This window comes from Desulforhopalus sp. IMCC35007, from assembly GCF_005116575.1.
In the GTDB taxonomy this organism is placed as follows: Bacteria; Desulfobacterota; Desulfobulbia; order Desulfobulbales; family Desulfocapsaceae; genus Desulforhopalus_A.
The window spans coordinates 159203-175784 of sequence record NZ_SWCN01000009.1 but is presented as its reverse complement, the minus strand read 5'-3'; the positions used below and the strand labels follow the sequence as shown (position 1 = coordinate 175784).

At 46.4% G+C, this 16582-nt stretch carries 12 protein-coding genes; 8 read left to right on the top strand and 4 right to left on the bottom strand.

Going from position 1 to position 16582, the window contains the following annotated elements; all coding sequences use genetic code 11:
• Window positions 1–6: 6 nt before the first annotated feature.
• Window positions 7–2037: an acetate--CoA ligase gene (gene acs, locus FCL48_RS11715; protein WP_136872467.1), complete on the top strand. Its 2031-nt coding sequence runs from the start codon at window positions 7–9 to the stop codon at window positions 2035–2037.
• A gap of 155 nt (window positions 2038–2192) precedes the next feature.
• A complete protein-coding gene (locus FCL48_RS11710; RefSeq protein WP_136872466.1) occupies window positions 2193–2852 on the top strand; it encodes a site-2 protease family protein in 660 nt (219 codons plus the stop codon).
• Window positions 2853–3009: 157 nt separating this feature from the next.
• Here the strand turns inward: FCL48_RS11710 and FCL48_RS11705 are convergent, their stop codons facing one another.
• The 4 genes from FCL48_RS11705 to FCL48_RS11690 all read right to left on the bottom strand — a co-directional run bounded on the left by FCL48_RS11705 (window position 3010) and on the right by FCL48_RS11690 (window position 9440).
• On the bottom strand, window positions 3010–4896 hold the full coding sequence (locus tag FCL48_RS11705) for a bifunctional acetyl-CoA hydrolase/transferase family protein/GNAT family N-acetyltransferase (protein ID WP_136872465.1): 1887 nt from the start codon (window positions 4894–4896) through the stop codon (window positions 3010–3012).
• Window positions 4897–5284: 388 nt separating this feature from the next.
• Window positions 5285–5890, bottom strand: a complete 606-nt coding sequence (locus FCL48_RS11700; RefSeq protein WP_136872464.1) for an acetate uptake transporter family protein — start codon at window positions 5888–5890, stop codon at window positions 5285–5287.
• A gap of 254 nt (window positions 5891–6144) precedes the next feature.
• Window positions 6145–7545, bottom strand: a complete 1401-nt coding sequence (locus FCL48_RS11695; RefSeq protein ID WP_136872463.1) for a sigma-54 dependent transcriptional regulator — start codon at window positions 7543–7545, stop codon at window positions 6145–6147.
• Window positions 7542–9440: a cache domain-containing protein gene (locus FCL48_RS11690; RefSeq protein WP_136872462.1), complete on the bottom strand. Its 1899-nt coding sequence runs from the start codon at window positions 9438–9440 to the stop codon at window positions 7542–7544. Before FCL48_RS11690 ends, FCL48_RS11695 begins: the two co-directional genes overlap by 4 nt.
• A gap of 632 nt (window positions 9441–10072) precedes the next feature.
• Between FCL48_RS11690 and FCL48_RS11685 the strand changes: the two genes are divergently transcribed.
• From FCL48_RS11685 to FCL48_RS11660, 6 genes are all read left to right on the top strand, one after another.
• Complete coding sequence (locus FCL48_RS11685; protein WP_136872461.1) at window positions 10073–11968, top strand: propionyl-CoA synthetase; 1896 nt, start codon at window positions 10073–10075, stop codon at window positions 11966–11968.
• 98 nt (window positions 11969–12066) lie between these two features.
• Window positions 12067–13224, top strand: coding sequence for an ADP-forming succinate--CoA ligase subunit beta (gene sucC / locus FCL48_RS11680; RefSeq protein WP_136872460.1), 1158 nt, complete (start codon window positions 12067–12069; stop codon window positions 13222–13224).
• 260 nt (window positions 13225–13484) lie between these two features.
• Entirely contained in the window at window positions 13485–14357 is an 873-nt protein-coding gene (gene sucD, locus FCL48_RS11675) for a succinate--CoA ligase subunit alpha (protein ID WP_136872459.1), read from the top strand.
• A 57-nt stretch (window positions 14358–14414) separates the two neighbouring features.
• Window positions 14415–15965, top strand: a complete 1551-nt coding sequence (locus FCL48_RS11670) for an acyl-CoA carboxylase subunit beta (RefSeq protein ID WP_136872458.1) — start codon at window positions 14415–14417, stop codon at window positions 15963–15965.
• 69 nt (window positions 15966–16034) lie between these two features.
• Window positions 16035–16319, top strand: a complete 285-nt coding sequence (locus tag FCL48_RS11665; protein WP_136872457.1) for an antibiotic biosynthesis monooxygenase — start codon at window positions 16035–16037, stop codon at window positions 16317–16319.
• A 47-nt stretch (window positions 16320–16366) separates the two neighbouring features.
• Window positions 16367–16570 carry a hypothetical protein gene (locus FCL48_RS11660; protein ID WP_136872456.1) on the top strand — a complete coding sequence of 68 codons (204 nt, stop codon included), beginning with the start codon at window positions 16367–16369 and terminating at the stop codon, window positions 16568–16570.
• The last annotated feature ends 12 nt before the right edge of the window (window positions 16571–16582 follow it).

Genomic DNA, 16582 nt, shown 5'->3' with positions numbered 1-16582 from the left:
TAATATATGAGCGAGCAAAAAGCTGTTGATACTTCTGAAGCTGAAATTGCCGTACATTGGAAAGAAGAAGAATATTATCATCCATCACCAGAATTTATTGCCCAGGCCAATTTAGTCGACGAAAGCATTTTTGAGCGTTTCAGTCTGGATAAATTTCCTGACTATTATACAGAGTTTGCGGAGCTGCTCACCTGGTACAAATACTGGGATGAAGTTCTTGATACAAGTGATGCTCCCTGCTGGAAGTGGTTCAAAGGTGGGAAATTGAATGCCAGTTATAACTGTATCGACAGGCATCTTAAGAAAAACAAGAACAAAACAGCAATACATTTTGTACCTGAGCTTGAAGAAGAAAGAGTTCAACACATCACCTATCAAGAGCTGTATGTCAGGGTGAATGAGTTTGCTGCCTTGTTACGTGAGACAGCTGGGCTGAAAAGGGGTGATCGGGTCACTATCCATATGCCGATGTCAGCCGAACTGCCCATAACAATGCTGGCTTGTGCGCGTCTTGGGGTTATCCACTCTGTTGTTTTTGGCGGATTTTCATCAAGTGCATGTGCGGACAGGATTGTGGATTCGAACAGCAGGGTGTTGATCACCATGGATGCTTATTATCGAGCCGGCAAGTTGCTCAATCATAAAGCGGTTGATGATGAGGCCTGCGAATTGGCCGCAAAAGATGGGCAGAAAGTGGATAAACTTCTTATCTGGCAGCGATATCCTGGAAAAATGTCTTCTGATGCGAAACTCGAGGAAGGGCGCGATGTTATCGTGAATAACGAGCTGAAAAAGTATTATGGCGCAAGAATTGAGCCCGAGCAGATGCTGGCCGAAGAACCTCTGTTTCTGATGTATACCAGTGGTACCACTGGAAAGCCTAAGGGTGCACAACATGGTACCGGCGGGTATCTCTCCTATGTGACAGCCATGTCTAAGTATATTCAGGACATACATCCGGAAGATGTCTACTGGTGTATGGCAGATATTGGCTGGATTACCGGACACTCCTTTATCGTATATGGACCGCTGGCCCTTTGTGCCTCGTCGGTTATCTATGAAGGCGTGCCGACCTATCCTGACGCTGGAAGATCCTGGAGGATTGCCCAGGAGCTCGATGTAAATATTTTTCATACTGCGCCAACCGCCATCCGTGCCCTCCGTAAGATTGGTCCGGATGAGCCCGCAAAATACAACTATAAATTCAAACACATGACGACAGTGGGTGAGCCCATTGAGCCCGAAGTGTGGAAGTGGTATGAAAAAGAAGTTGGAAAGGGTAAGGCGGTTATCGTCGATACCTACTGGCAGACAGAAACCGGTGGTTTCCTGTGCTCCACAGTTCCTGGAATGCAACCGATGAAGCCCGGTAGTGCAGGTCCTGGTGTTCCTGGTATTCACCCCATTGTTTTTGATGAAAACGGTATAGAGATTCCTGCTGGATCAGGCAAAGCCGGGAATATCTGTATTCAGAATCCATGGCCGGGTTGTTTCCAGACGATCTGGGGCGACAGGCAGCGTTTTGTTGATACGTACTTTGGCATGTACAATACCAAGCCTGACAGTAAAGACTGGCGAGACTGGCCGTATCTTACTGGGGACGCAGCAGTGGTCGCTGACGACGGTTATGTCAGGATTCTTGGACGTATTGATGATGTTATCAACGTTTCCGGTCACAGACTTGGTACAAAAGAGATAGAGTCTGTGGCTCTCACCGTGCCAGAGGTAGCTGAGGCTGCGGTGGTTCCTGTAAATCATGAGATTAAAGGAAAAGAGCCCGAGTTGTATGTTTCTTTGAAGCCAGGATATGAGGCGACTCCAGAGTTGCAGCAGAAAATCGCTGATGCAATCACCTACCAGATTGGTAAGATTGCCAAGTGTAAGAACGTCTGGATAGTGCCCGATATGCCGAAAACCCGCTCAGGAAAGATTATGAGAAGGGTACTCGGGGCAATATCGAATAAGGGTGATGTTGGAAATGTCATGACCCTTGCAAATCCTGAAATAGTAGATGAGATCCAAAAAATGGTGAACTGATAACGTATTATTTCACTGGGCAGCAATGCAGAAACTCCATCCACCTGTAGCTGCAAAAATGGCGAAAACCTTTTGGTTTTCGCCATTTTTTTTCCCCGGGATGCGTGTTTTAAAGTACACTGAAAAAACACATTAATCTCACAGCGAGGGACTCTATGAATGGGGATTTAAATCTGCCGTATCTGCTCGATTATTCGCCACCAATGGTGGAGGATATTGCCATTTTTTGTGTGGCAATGCTTACTGCAATATTGGTGAGTGCCGAAGGTCAGGGGTTTGTCGCCACGCTGCTTGGGGACAGTAAAGTTGGGGCAAAAGACCGGCTCCATTTTAATGTGTTTTTGCATATGAGCCTTCCGGGCACCTTCTGTTTTTTTATTGCAGGATTTGGCTGGGCAAAAGAGCTCGACATCGACAGGACTGGTTTTAAAAGGTTTCCGGGGCTGTCGTTTATCCTCAGTAGGCTGGCAGGCCCTCTGGCCAATCTTTTAATGGCCAATATTGCAGCCAGTCTTTCGTGGATATTGACGAAATGGGGGGTAGTTGACAACGTTTTTTCGACTATTGTCATCGTCAATATTACCATGGCGGTGTATAATATGATTCCTCTGCCACCACTTCCAGGAAGTGCGGTCTTTGTTGTTCTGTTTGATAAAATCAATGGTTTTGAAAAACTGTGGCGCTGGCTGAATCTGGCGGGGCCTTTTATTATTCTTGGGATTTTTTTGTTTTTTCGACTGACAGGTTTTGAAGGCGTTTCTGCAATCGTCACTCCTGTCGTTGTATGGTTGACTACTTTTTCTCTGAATATCTAACAATCCAAAAAGAGGAACTCTTCTGCGGAGCATCACCACGGTAATGGGCAACGGCTGTGTGAATACTGATTTTTTTGGCTAGAGAATTGGTCAAATTAAGATGCACAAGGTTATGTGGATAAGAGCTTGTGCATCTTTTTGTATGTAAGGGGAGACGTTAATCAGCAAGTTCGTTGAACTTACAGGACAGCACAAGGTCACCATCTTCGTATACTGTTTTTACCTTGTAAGGCAAGGTCTTGAATAACGCAATCATTGCCTTGTTTGATGGAAAGGTATAGGCTGTCAACCCGGAAATGCCATTTTCTCTTGCAACGGCTGCCAGTTTTTTTATAAAAAATGTTCCCAGGCCCTTACCTTGGTATTCTTCACTGACGGAAAAAGCTACCTCGGAAATATTGCTTCCCGTGATTTTCATACTTTCTGCAACTGCTACCACCTTGCCAAACCCAAATTCACCAACGACGGCGACCAGTGTGAGGTCGTTGACATAGTCGACATGGGAGCGTGACTCCATCTCTGTTCTGCCAAATATTGTTTTTTGGCAGAAGAAACGGGTAAGGACATCTTCCTTGGGCAGGCTGTAATAGTGCTCTTGTATTCGCCGTTCGTCTACCGGTTTTGATGGACGAATAAATATTTTCTCTCCATTGATTATCAGGGTTTCTTCAAGGTTGACGGGGTAGACAGCCTTGGATGCCTCACCAAGAGTACGTTCACTACCGATATAGCCTTTATCTTTGGCGGCCTGAAAGAGCTCGTCCCGAAAATCGGGATGGGCAATACTTATCATAGCTATCGTCCTTTCCTGAATGCTCTTTCCAAAGAGATTTACCGCACCGTACTCAGAAATAACGTAATGAACGTCGCCTCTGGGCACGACCGTCACCTCATCGTTGAGCTGTGGTACAATATTTGACCGCAGACCATCAGGAGTTTCAGTGGTGGAAAAGAGCATAAGTATTGATTTTCCCCCCCTTGATCTTCGAGCTCCCCTGACAAAGTCAGGGATGCCTGAGACCCCGGCGTACCTTGTTGCAGCAGAAGCTGTCGTCGAGACCTGACCCGTGAGGTCCATGGTGCTGGCAACATTCATGGAAATCATCTTGTTGTGCTGGGAGATGACGAATGGGTCATTGACATAATCGGATGGATGGAAGTCAACGGCCGGGTTGTCGTTGAGGAATTCATAAAGGTTGTGACTGCCTATTGCCATGGAAGCTACCATCTTGCCATCGTTTAACCCTTTCTTTTTATTGTTGATATTTCCCGTGGCGTAGAGGTGCATGATGTCATCTGTGAGAAATTGAGAATGCACTCCGAGATCGTTTTTATCTGACAGTGCCTGGACTGTAGCTTGAGAGGCGGCGTCCAGGCCGATCTGCAAGGTTGAACCGTCTTCTATCAGTTTTGCAATATGTTGGCCGATCTGGATGGCGGCAGGAGAAGATACCGCAGATGGTGGAATTGCCAGGAGGGCTTCTTCATGTTCGACGATGAGATTTACATCGTTGACATGAATAAAGCTCTGGCCCATGACCCTTGGCATAAAGGGATTCACCTGAGCGATAACGAAATCTGCTGATCGCGCTGCAGCCAGGGTGACATCAACTGAAACGCCAAGACTCATCCAGCCAAAATCGTCTGGAGGAGAGACCTGGACCAGAGCGACATGCAGGGGGAGCTTTCTTGTGGTAAAGAGCATTGGTACATCGGACATGTTCATCGGTGTGATGAAACGCCGTTGTTTGGCGATGGACTGAACCTTTGTTGAGCCGAGGTAGATGGAGCGGATATTGAGGTTGGTGTCTTTTGTCCTGTCTGCGATGGCGGTAAGAGACGCTGTTTCCATGCCAAGCAGACGGACTATCTCAAGTCCGCTGAAATTATTTGTTTTTTCAACAAGGGTCTTGGTCAGGATCTGGGGTTCTCCACAGCCAGAGCCAATGAAAACCCGTTGGCCGGAACGGATTTTTGAGATAGCTTTCTCAGCTGTGACAGCTTTTTCCAGGTAGGTATCTGCCCAGTACTCGGTATTTGGCATGTTTCTGCTCCTTTTACTCGGTATGTTGCACTTACAATATTTTGAAAGAGAAAATTAAAAGCAAAGATAGTAGTAACTCTTATCTTATCGCAGGCAATGGCCAATCACAACTTCTTTTGATATCAGATAGAAGATCAATGGACTGGGGGGAAGAAAGAGAGAAAAAAAAGACAGGGATACATGATCTGCTATCCCTGTCTTTTAACTATGTAAGGGGAGTACCTACTGGTGTTTGCGCACACAGGTTAGTTCGATGGGCCTCAGTGTTTTGTGTTTCTGGAGACTGGGCACCGCCCCGGGCGTTGTATTCGACGCTGTAGGTAAAGTTACACTTTGAGTTGTAAGGCCCCTTGCATATTGTTGTGCTGTTTACATCTGGGAAAAGTTTCTATGCTTTTTGGGCTTCTCCCTGTGCAACTGGTCGTGGCTCGATCCATGGTTTCCCAACAGGAAGGACGTCGCGCCCAAAAACCTGCATGAAGATAACGTGGGCCATCATATACCAGGCATTCAGTGCACAGAGTATGAGTACATAAGCCGCAACCTTGGTCATGGCAGGGTAACCAAAATGGGCGAGATCAAGCAGGATAAAGCCTGCGAGAAGCAAGGTGAAGGTGGACGCCATGGCCCCATGAATGCGCATTGCGCCTATCCACATTATTGCAGTATAAAGAGTCCAGACAACAAGGAAGTAACCGATGTCGGTACCACTTGATTTGTAGATATCATACTTGTTGAACAGGAGAATAATACAGAGCGCAATCCAGAATGCACCATAGGAAACAAAAGCACTATAGCCAAAGTTGTTACCAACCTTGAATTCCTGTAAACCGGCCATGAGCTGGGCGAGGCCGCCGAAAATGATTCCGCAGGCAATGACAGGCCCAAGCCCGCAAAGCCCGAGATTGTGAAGCTGGAGTATCAGAGTTGTAAGGCCGAAACCTGCGAGACCGACTACTGCTGGATTTCCCATTGGTGCCTGAGCGTTTGCCATGTTCTTCTCCTTTGAAGTGAGGTTGGCTGTTGATAATACACATCTTGTAACCTACACCGTCTGTATAGCAATGGTCATGCCATTTTGGAAATGATCCGGTAATCCAGGAAAACAAGGGGTAAGCCCCCTGTCTTTGGTGAAACAGGGGTACAAAAAAAGTTGTTAAATACTTGGGAACCCAAGGTATATTCTCATGCCAGCGTACTTTTTAATATGTAACAACTTTTATTGTAGCCACAATAAAAGTTGTAGACCTATTCCGATTCAATATTTTTGAGCCGTTTAGAGAGGGCCTGTTGTGATATGCCGAGCATTGTCGCTGCGATAGATTGATTATTTTCGGACCTTTCCATCGCCTCGCTGATCAGGAGTCGAGTGGCTTCTTTTAAAGTGGGGAGTGGATCTGCAAAGGTGATGGGGATGCTGTCTGTTGTGATCCGTTCGCTTTTTTCCCGGCTGATATGCCTTCTCATTGAGGTAAGGGGTAAAATTCCGTTGCTGTTCTGGGCTATGGCATCAAAAATCATTGCCTGCAGTTCTCTGATATTTCCCGGGAAGTTGTACGTTGATAACAGAGGAATCATTTCCGGTGGGAAGCTTGGACATTTTTTATCAAGGGAGATGGCGGCATTTTGAGCAAAATAGTTGCACAGAATAAGGAGGTCCTCTTTTCTCTCCCGCAGTGGTGGCAGGGTGATGCGATGGGTTCTCAGCCGGTAATGAAGGTCTTCTCTGAATATTCCATCTCGTTGCAATTTCCACAAGTCGACATGGGTCGAGGTGATGATTCTGGCAGTGCTCTTTCTGTACTGATCCAGGCCTATGGGAAGGTATTCTTTTTCCTGTAGAAGGCGTAATAATTTTATCTGTGAGCTGCTGTTAAGATCGCCGATTTCATCCAAAAACAGGGTGCCGTTGGCAGCCCGTTCGATCAGGCCAGCCCGGTTTGAGTCAGCGCCTGTGAAGGCACCTTTTGTGTGGCCAAAGAGGGTGTCGGAAAACATGTTGTCGTCAAGGCCTGCCACGTTGACTGCGATAAAATCACCTGTGGCTTTACTGAGAGCGTGGATCGCCCGGGCCATGAGTTCCTTGCCTGTGCCGGTTTCCCCGCGAATCAAGACCGGCTGGGAAGTGGGGGCAACTGATATGGTATAGTTGAAGATTGTTTCCATCTTGGCAGAATGGCTGATGATATCCTTGAAGGCCTCTGGGCGCTCTGTTTCCTGATTTCTGAGTTTTTCTTTGAGTGCAAGGTTTTCACGGTGCAGTTCGCTGTACAGCAAACTTTTTTTCACAGAGGCTACCAGGCGGTTTTCATCCACCGGTTTGACAATATAGTCAAAGGCTCCTGACTTCATGCAGTTTACAGCCGTCTCGGCGTCGATGCGTCCTGTTATGATGATAACCGGTGTGTTGGGAAGCTGATGTTGGATCTGATCCAGCAGGGCATCCCCATCGACATGGGGCATATTCAAATCAAGCAGAATGACGCATGGAGGTTTTTTTCTGGTTATGCCCATAACCTGCCTGCTGTCACTGCAGGTAATAACATTGCTGATACCGGCAAGTTGCAGGGTTGTGTCTATTGACAGGAGGATGGATTCCTCGTCGTCTACAACGAGAATGGGATGTTCGGGGTATTTGTCGTTACTCATATCATTCTTCCCTGGATTTCGTCTGTACCGTAACGTGGCAGTAAAATGGTGGCGGTTGTTCCCTGGCCCGGTTGTGATTTGAAGTCGAGCCAGCCGCCATGGTTGCGGATAATCGTGTCGGAAATTGAGAGGCCGAGACCGGTACCGTTGCTGTCTCTTTTTGTGGTATAAAAGGGATCCTTGATTCGGCTGAGTTCCTCCGGAGTCATACCTTTGCCGAAATCTTTCACCTCAAGGAAAATTTCTTCCGATTCTTCGAGGTATCCGGTTGTGAGATGGAGAGGCCGTTTCGTCTCTCCCAGGGCCTGGCAGCCGTTCACCACGAGGTTGATGACAACCTGTCCAAGTCGCTGACTGTTGCCTTGTAAGGTCGGCAGGTTTTCAGAATAATCTATTCTAAGGTCATTGGTTGCCTTTTTGGTAAGACTGGAGATAAGGCCCATTGCTTTCTCTACCACCTCGTTGAGATTGACGGTCTCTCGTAAATCAGAAGGTTTGTGACCTGAAAAATCTTTCAGGTCTCCGACAATCCGTTTGACCCTTTCGACTCCTTCCTCTGAAAATTGCAGGAGTTTTGGCATGCGCTCCCGCATCTGCGGGTAACTCATCGTGCCGATCTCAAGATCCTGGTTGAGGTTGTAGTGGTTGTCGAGCACCGGGCGTACGGCCCTCCAGAATTTTTCAAAAACCTGAATATTCAGCATAACTGAAGAAATCGGATTGTTGATCTCATGGGCAACACCGGATACAAGGGTACCTAAAGATACCATTTTGTCTGTTTGCATCAACTGCTCCTGATGCATTTTGGCCTGAGCTTCGATTTTTTTCTTTTCGGTAATGTCACGTGCGGTCATCAAAAAGGTTGTGTCCTCAGAACTTGCTTCCATTTTGGCAAATGAGGCCTCGACTGTAATCGTTGTCTTATTTTTGAGAATTAATTCTGTCTCAAAAAACTGGTCGTAGGATTGTTTGTCTGTAGTCTTGTTGATCTTTTCTTTGAATAGCTGTGTATGACCGGCAGGGATAAAGTCGTAGATGGAGCAGAGGGTCATTTCGCCCTGGCTGTAGCCACTAATTCTAGTCCAGGCGGTGTTTGCGTAGGTTATAACAAAGTCAGAGTTGAACAGGAGAATGATCTCCCGGGCAGTTTCGGCAAGCAGTCTGTACTTGTGTTCACTTTTTTTCAGCGATTCTTCTATTTCCCTTCGGTGGGTTTCTCCGGTTGCTCCCTGCCAGACAACATAGACCGAGAGAATCGCAATGACCGCTAGAATTCCAAGGAAGATAAAGGTCATTCTCTCGGTAATTGCAGCGATCTGAGTTCTTACATCCTCAACGTATACCCCCGTACCAACTATCCAGTGCCATTGTGGATATTCCTGAACATAGGAGATTTTTGAAAAAATACGACGGGGATCGTCCTGCCACTGCCAGTGATAATTGACATACCCTCCCCCTGACTCTTTGACGGTTTCTAAAAAGGCCTGGAAAAGTTTTTTACCCGCCGGATCTTTTGTGTCAGTGACATCCTGTCCGACAAGATCAGGACGGTAGGGGTGCATGATCATTGTTGGATGGGTATCATTAATCCAGAAATAATCTTTTCCGTCCGGGCCATAACGAAGACTCTTGAGGTGTGAGGCCGCCTGCAGCTTTGCTTCGGCTGTGCTGATAGCCCCGGTTTCCGCAAGTTTTGCGTAGTATCGTATTGATCCCATAGCGCTTTCACTTAAAGCATGTATCATCTCACGCTTTCGGTCCATAAGGTGCGCTTCAACCTTGGGAAGGATATAGCCAAAAAAGGTACCTATAAAAAGGAACATGGACAGGAGAACGGGCATAAATATTTTTGCCGGTACTGCATCTGGGAGGGGTGTTTTATGAGATGTTTTCATGGGCGGCCTAAGGTGCTGGATCGCTTATGGTTGTTCATCAGACCACCGTGACTTTAATGGTGGAGTCTGACGTTATACAACCGGAACACAATTATTATCTTCTCTTTTCTGTTCTTGCTGTTTTGCTCCCAGCCACAATCTTGTATTTGTTGTGGAAATGTAAAAAAATATTTTTTGTGAAATTAAGAATTACAAAATAACAGTTGTTTAAAGAAATGTACATGACCTTTCATGCATCGAAGTGTTTAACTTTTAAGAATAAATAAAACTGAAATGTAATATCAATGATGTTGAGCTGTAGTTCAATGGTGTAACAATGTTCTTTTTATCATTGTAGGTTGAATTGAGATGCAATCTAAATTACTGTATATATTGGATAATAATCAAGCATATCTCATGTAACAATATATTTTGTTGAGGATACTGTTGGAGTGATAAACAATAAAATTTCTTCCTGGTATAGATATTTAACTGTATGAAAGTATTTAGTAAAAACTATTTTTCTCTGAGTGATTGTAATTATGAAGGTGTAACGCTGTTAAATTTACCTGTTGAAGTCTCTTTTGAATTGCGTTATACAAATGAGTGGAGACTGGTGGATGGAATAAAATTCAGACCTAAAAGGAGCAGTTATGGGCAAGTATGATGCGGTTTTTAAGCGTAGTATAGAAAGTCCTGAAGAGTTTTGGGGAGAAGCAGCAAAAAGCATCACCTGGTTTAAAGAATGCGATAAAGTGTTAGATGATTCCAACCCACCTTTTTATAAGTGGTTTGTTGGTGGTAAGATGAACACCTGCTACAATGCCGTTGATCGTCATGTGGAAAATGGCAATGGCGATAAAGTCGCAATTATTTATGATAGTCCTGTAACAAATACCATTCGTAAAATCACGTATAAAGAACTCCTCGGGGAGGTCTCAAAATTCGCAGGGGGCCTTGCAAGCTTAGGTGTTACCAAGGGTGATACGGTAGTCATCTATATGCCTATGATCCCTGAAGCGGCGGTTGCCATGCTGGCCTGTGCCCGTCTCGGTGCTGTTCATTCAGTGGTATTTGGCGGTTTTGCCCCCCATGAGCTGGCAATCAGAATTGACCATGCTGCACCCAAGGTGCTTATTACGGCTTCAGGGGCGGTCGAAGGTAAAAAAGTTCTCCAGTATAAACCTCTTGTTGATAGTGCCATTGATCAATCCACCCATGAGGTGGAAAAGGTCATCCTTTTTCAGAGGGATATCGTGAAAGCCGAGATGAAAGGGCCACGAGACCTGGACTGGAAAGAGCTCGCAGCCAAAAGTGAACCTGTTCCATGTGTGGAGCTTGATGCAACAGATCCTCTCTATATCTTGTACACCTCAGGTACCACCGGGATGCCTAAGGGCGTTTTGAGGGATAACGGTGGTCACGCCGTTGCTCTCTATTGGACAATGAAAAATCTCTATAATATTGATCCCGGTGATGTCTGGTGGTCTGCATCTGATGTTGGCTGGGTTGTTGGACACTCCTATATTGTCTACGCCCCATTGCTGCAGGGTTCCACCTCAGTTTTTTATGAAGGTAAGCCAGTCGGAACCCCGGATGCGGGAGCGTTCTGGCGGGTTATTTCCCAGCACAAAGTCAAAACATTGTTTACAGCCCCAACGGCCTTTCGGGCTATTAAAAAGGAGGATCCTAAGGGAGAACTCTTTAAGAAATATGACATTTCTTCCTTTGAGTGTCTCTATCTGGCAGGGGAAAGAACAGATCCTGATACTCTTCACTGGGCAGAAGATCTTCTCAAGGTACCTGTAATAGACCACTGGTGGCAGACAGAGACCGGCTGGGCGATTGTTGGAAACTGCAGGGGTATTGAACTGCTCCCTGTGAAAGAGGGTTCACCCACCAGGCCTTTGCCGGGTTGGGATGTGCGCGTGGTCGACGATGCCGGGAATGAAGTGCCTAAGGGGACAGAAGGTAATATCGTTGTGAAACTCCCGCTTCCTCCTGGTACCCTGACCACACTCTGGAAAAACGAAGAGCGTTTTATCAAGTCTTATATGAGCAAGTTTCCTGGATTCTATGAGACCAGCGATGGCGGTTACATGGACGAAGATGATTATGTCTATGTCATGGGCCGGATGGATGATGTTATAAATATCGCAGGACACAGACTCTCCACTGGGGCTATGGAAGAGGTTATTTCAAATCATCCTGATGTTGCTGAATGTGCGGTCTTTGGTGCTGATGATCAACTGAAAGGCCAGCTCCCCGTTGGTTTCTTTGTGGTGAAAGCCGGGGTCACCCGCGATGGCAATGAGATTAAAGATGAACTGGTGAAGATGGTTCGAGAAGCCATCGGTCCAATAGCCTGTTTCCGTGACGCCTGCCAGGTCGCTCGTCTTCCAAAGACGCGGTCGGGTAAGATCCTGAGAGGTACGATGCGGTCTATTGCAAATAATAAAGAATACAAGATGCCTTCCACAATTGATGATCCTGCAATCTTGGGTGAAATCACCGAAACCTTAACAAAAATGGGGTATGTGAAGAAGTAGGTGAGTGTCTATGGCAGCTTTCTTTAACAGGAAGCTGCCATTTTTATTAAAAGAGCGGAATTGGTCTTTTCCGCACCATTTTCATAGGACTATTGTTTATGAAGATTCATGAATATCAGGCGAAGGAGCTGTTTAAAAAATATAAGGTTCCTACCCTCGAGAATGGGGTGGCGACAACCGTGCAGGGTATCGAAGAGCATGCTGCCCGGTTGGGCTATCCTGTTGCTGTGAAAGCTCAGATTCATGCGGGTGGTCGCGGCAAAGGCGGTGGGGTAAAGATTGCAAAAACAGCAGAAGAGGTCACTGCAGCAGCTGAAGCTATCCTTGGAATGACACTGGTTACCAAGCAGACTGGGCCAGAAGGGCGACTGGTCAAAACGGTTCTGGTAGAGCAGGGTGTTGCCATAAAAAAAGAACTCTATCTCTCCATTATTCCCGACCGGGCGACTGCAACTATCACAATTGTTGCCAGTCAGGATGGTGGCATGGACATTGAAGATGTCGCAGAAAAAACCCCTGAACGTATCATCAAGGTGCCGATCAGTACCATTACCGGTATCCAGGGTTACCATCTGAGACGGGTGATGTTCGGCCTGGAACTGGAAAAACCGGTTATGAAGGAGTTTGGTGCGGTTCTTAAAAATCTTTACAATCTTTTTGTCGATTATGACTGCTCAATGGTCGAAATTAATCCTCTGGTCATAACAGCAGAAGATAAAATTATTGCCCTTGATGCAAAGGTGGATATTGATTCCAATGCACTTTTCAGACATCCTGATGTCGTGGCAATGCATGATCCCAATGAAGATGACCCGATTGAAGCGGAAGCCGCTAAATTTAACCTCAACTATATCAACCTGGATGGTAATGTGGGTAATATGGTAAATGGCGCAGGTCTTGCCATGGCGACCATGGACATTATCAAACAGGCTGGTGCAGAGCCCGCCAACTTCCTCGATGTAGGCGGTGGAGCCAATGCTGAAATGGTGGAAAACGGTTTCAGACTCATTTTGAGTGATGATAAGGTAAAAGGTATATTGATCAATATCTTTGGGGGAATTCTACGTTGTGATATTCTTGCCCAGGGTGTTGTTCAGGCGGCGAAAAAGGTCGCATTGTCGGTGCCCGTTGTAGTAAGAATGGAGGGGACAAATGTGGAAGAAGGGCGTCGAATCTTGAGCGAGTCAGGGCTCAAACTGATAAACGCAAAAGATTTGTCTGATGCTGCCAAAAAAGTTGCTGAAATTGTTGCCTGATACTGTGATATTTCCTGCGTAGTCAAATTCAATCCGGACATGAGCTTTTATTGTTAATGCCTGATTTTTAAAAATAAAAATCTCAAGCAGGTATTCTGGACTTTTTGATTTCTCAGGAAAAAGAGCAAGGAAACAACGAACTATCAAAAATATTGTTATTACACGATAAAAACGCTGATAGGTTTGCTTTTAAAATACGACGGCGATAAATAACCTGTCTTATTGATGGAGCAACTCAGGATAACTTGTAAGGGAAAAAAATGAGCATTCTAGTTAATTCCGCAACACGTGTCCTTGTCCAGGGCATCACAGGTAAAGAAGGGCAGTTCCACACTCGGCAGTGTGCTGAGTACGGGACTAAAGTCGTGGCAGGAGTCACCCCTGGAAAAGGTGGGCAGGCCATGGATGATATTCCAGTTTTTAATACGGTTCAGGATGCAAGAAATCAGACGGGGGCGAATGCCTCGATGATTCTGGTGCCACCCCCATTTGCAGCCGATGCAATCCTTGAGGCGGTGGATGCAGGAATCGAACTGATCGTATGCATTACCGAGGGTGTGCCAGTAATGGATATGCTGAAGGTGAAAAACTATCTGGCAACCAAGACCTGTCGTCTGATTGGTCCAAACTGTCCTGGTATCATTACACCGGGTGAATGCAAGATTGGTATTATGCCGGGTGCCATTCATACTCCCGGTGGTCCGGTAGGTGTTGTTTCCCGTTCCGGAACCCTGACGTACGAAGTTGTTCATCAGCTGACGGCTGTAGGCCTTGGTCAGACAACCTGTGTCGGTATTGGTGGTGATCCTGTCAATGGTACGGGATTTATTGACTGTCTTTCCGCCTTTAACGATGATCCTGCAACGGAGGCTGTTGTTATGGTGGGTGAAATTGGTGGCAGTGCAGAAGAAGAGGCGTCTGCCTGGATTAAAGCCAATATGAAAAAGCCGGTTGTAGGTTTTATCGCAGGCCTTACCGCACCTCCAGGAAGAAGAATGGGCCATGCCGGTGCTATAGTCAGTGGTGGACAGGGGACAGCTGCCGCTAAAATAGAGGCAATGCAGCAAGCGGGTCTGTACGTTTGCGAGGATCTTGGCTCTTTGGGCAGGCTATGTAAAGAGGCGTTCTCCTAAGAGATGTATCGGACCGTTTGTAAAAAGGGGATTGTGATTTTTGTTTAAGGAGATCTAATGAAAACAAATGACCAACTCGAGCACCTGAAGGAACTGCGGGCCAAGGCCCGTCTCGGCGGTGGACAGGCTCGGATAGATAAGCAGCATGCAAAGGGTAGTTTGACCGCGCGCGAACGTATAGACCTGCTGCTTGATAAGAATTCTTTTGAAGAGTTTGACATGTTCAAGACCCATAGATGCAGGGATTTTGGCATGGCGGATGAGGTCTATCCTGGCGACGGTGTGGTTACAGGCCATGGCACGGTCAATGGACGTATCGTTTATGTTTTTGCACAGGATTTTACTGTGTTAGGCGGCTCTCTTTCAGAGACCTTTGCTGAAAAGATCTGCAAGATAATGGATCTTGCCATGAAAAATGGTGCACCGGTCGTGGGGTTAAATGACTCAGGTGGAGCCAGGATACAGGAAGGTATTGAAAGTCTTGCCGGTTACTCTGAAATCTTCCAGAGAAATGTTATGGCATCTGGTGTGGTGCCCCAGATTTCAGCAGTTTTCGGCCCATGCGCCGGGGGTGCTGTTTATTCACCGGCCTTGACGGACTTTGTTGTGATGGTGCAGAACCAGTCCTACATGTTTTTGACTGGGCCAAAAGTCGTCAAGTCGGTGACCCACGAGGACGTAACCACAGAAGAGCTCGGTGGCGCTGCAATGCATGCCAGTAGAAGTGGTGTTTCTGACTATGCTGCCTGCTCCGGTGCGGATGCCATCGAATATATCCGGCGGCTTCTCTCCTTTCTGCCCCAAAATAATATGGAAAACCCTCCGGTTATCCCGGTTTCTGATCCAATTATGAGGAGTTCAAACCGTTTGAATGCAATTGTCCCAGACAATCCTAATGCAGCCTACGACATGAAGGATGTTATCCTTCAGACCGTAGATAACGGTGACTTTTTTGAAGTTAAAGAGGCGTTTGCGCCTAATATTATTGTCGGTTTTGCAAGGTACGGTGGTCTTCCTGTCGGGATTGTTGCAAATCAGCCGCTGCATCTCTCCGGTGTTCTTGATATTGATTCATCGATTAAAGGTGCCCGGTTTGTACGTTTCTGTGATTGTTTTAACATACCCGTTGTAACCTTTGTTGATGTCCCAGGTTTTTTACCGGGCACAGCTCAGGAGTATGGCGGGGTTATTCGAAACGGTGCTAAGATTCTATACGCCTATGCCGAGGCAACCATTCCAAAGGTTACCGTGATCACCAGAAAGGCCTATGGTGGTGCCTATTGCGTGATGTCTTCCAAGCATCTTCGTGGAGATATAAATTACGCCTGGCCAAGCGCTGAAATTGCAGTCATGGGTGCCAAGGGTGCGGTTGGGGTCTTGTATGGTCGAGAAGCGAAAAATGCGAAAAATCCAAAAGAATTCCTTGCCCAGAAAGAACAGGAGTACCAAGACACCGTAGCTAATCCATATGTGGCAGCGCAGCGGGGCTACATTGATGATATTATCGAACCAGCCCAGACCCGTGCGCGCATAGTCAGGGCACTTGGTTTACTTGACAACAAACGGGATACCAACCCCATGAAAAAGCATGGGAATATTCCATTGTAGTATGAGAAATGTCACTAAAGAGTGCTGAAAGGATGATGTTCTGATTGTTCACTTTTGAAGGAGATTCCCATGACGGTGAAGATTTTTATAAAGCGGAAAGTGCAGCAGGAGAATATTTTAAAACTGACTGTGCTGCTGAAAAGACTACGTACTCTTACTTTAGAGCAGGAAGGGTATATTTCAGGCGAAACCCTGGGGCGAATCGATAAAAAAGATGAATGCATGGTTATCAGCAGCTGGAGGTCCGTTGAGGATTGGAACCGCTGGGTAAATAATCCTAAACGAATAGAAATTCAGACTGAAATAGACAATATACTCGGAGAAGAGACAGAATACGCAATGTACAGCGCGTAGACACGTTACCTGAGTTTATCGCAATATGTAATGAAACGGGTGTGCCAATGGCAAAAAAAAGTAAAAAGATGGCTGCAGCTCTTGCTGCTGTAAGTGTCTATCTGCAGCAGGAACAGGCTGCCCAGGAAGAGCAGATGGTTTCTGAGCAAGCAGCTCCCGGAACACAGACGAGTATGTGGGGCCATAGTGGTCGTCAGGAGATGATGGCTTTGCGGAGACTAATCCAAATGCGTACATTTACCCGCTTTTGATTTACTTTCAAC

Bases quoted from the DNA above. Each gene is read 5' to 3' on its own strand.
- acs (WP_136872467.1), top strand. From the start codon at position 7: ATGAGCGAGCAAAAAGCTGTTGATACTTCTGAAGCTGAAATTGCCGTA.
- FCL48_RS11710 (WP_136872466.1), top strand. From the start codon at position 2,193: ATGAATGGGGATTTAAATCTGCCGTATCTGCTCGATTATTCGCCACCA.
- FCL48_RS11705 (WP_136872465.1), bottom strand. From the start codon at position 4,896: ATGCCAAATACCGAGTACTGGGCAGATACCTACCTGGAAAAAGCTGTC.
- FCL48_RS11700 (WP_136872464.1), bottom strand. From the start codon at position 5,890: ATGGCAAACGCTCAGGCACCAATGGGAAATCCAGCAGTAGTCGGTCTC.
- FCL48_RS11695 (WP_136872463.1), bottom strand. From the start codon at position 7,545: ATGAGTAACGACAAATACCCCGAACATCCCATTCTCGTTGTAGACGAC.
- FCL48_RS11690 (WP_136872462.1), bottom strand. From the start codon at position 9,440: ATGAAAACATCTCATAAAACACCCCTCCCAGATGCAGTACCGGCAAAA.
- FCL48_RS11685 (WP_136872461.1), top strand. From the start codon at position 10,073: ATGGGCAAGTATGATGCGGTTTTTAAGCGTAGTATAGAAAGTCCTGAA.
- sucC (WP_136872460.1), top strand. From the start codon at position 12,067: ATGAAGATTCATGAATATCAGGCGAAGGAGCTGTTTAAAAAATATAAG.
- sucD (WP_136872459.1), top strand. From the start codon at position 13,485: ATGAGCATTCTAGTTAATTCCGCAACACGTGTCCTTGTCCAGGGCATC.
- FCL48_RS11670 (WP_136872458.1), top strand. From the start codon at position 14,415: ATGAAAACAAATGACCAACTCGAGCACCTGAAGGAACTGCGGGCCAAG.
- FCL48_RS11665 (WP_136872457.1), top strand. From the start codon at position 16,035: ATGACGGTGAAGATTTTTATAAAGCGGAAAGTGCAGCAGGAGAATATT.
- FCL48_RS11660 (WP_136872456.1), top strand. From the start codon at position 16,367: ATGGCAAAAAAAAGTAAAAAGATGGCTGCAGCTCTTGCTGCTGTAAGT.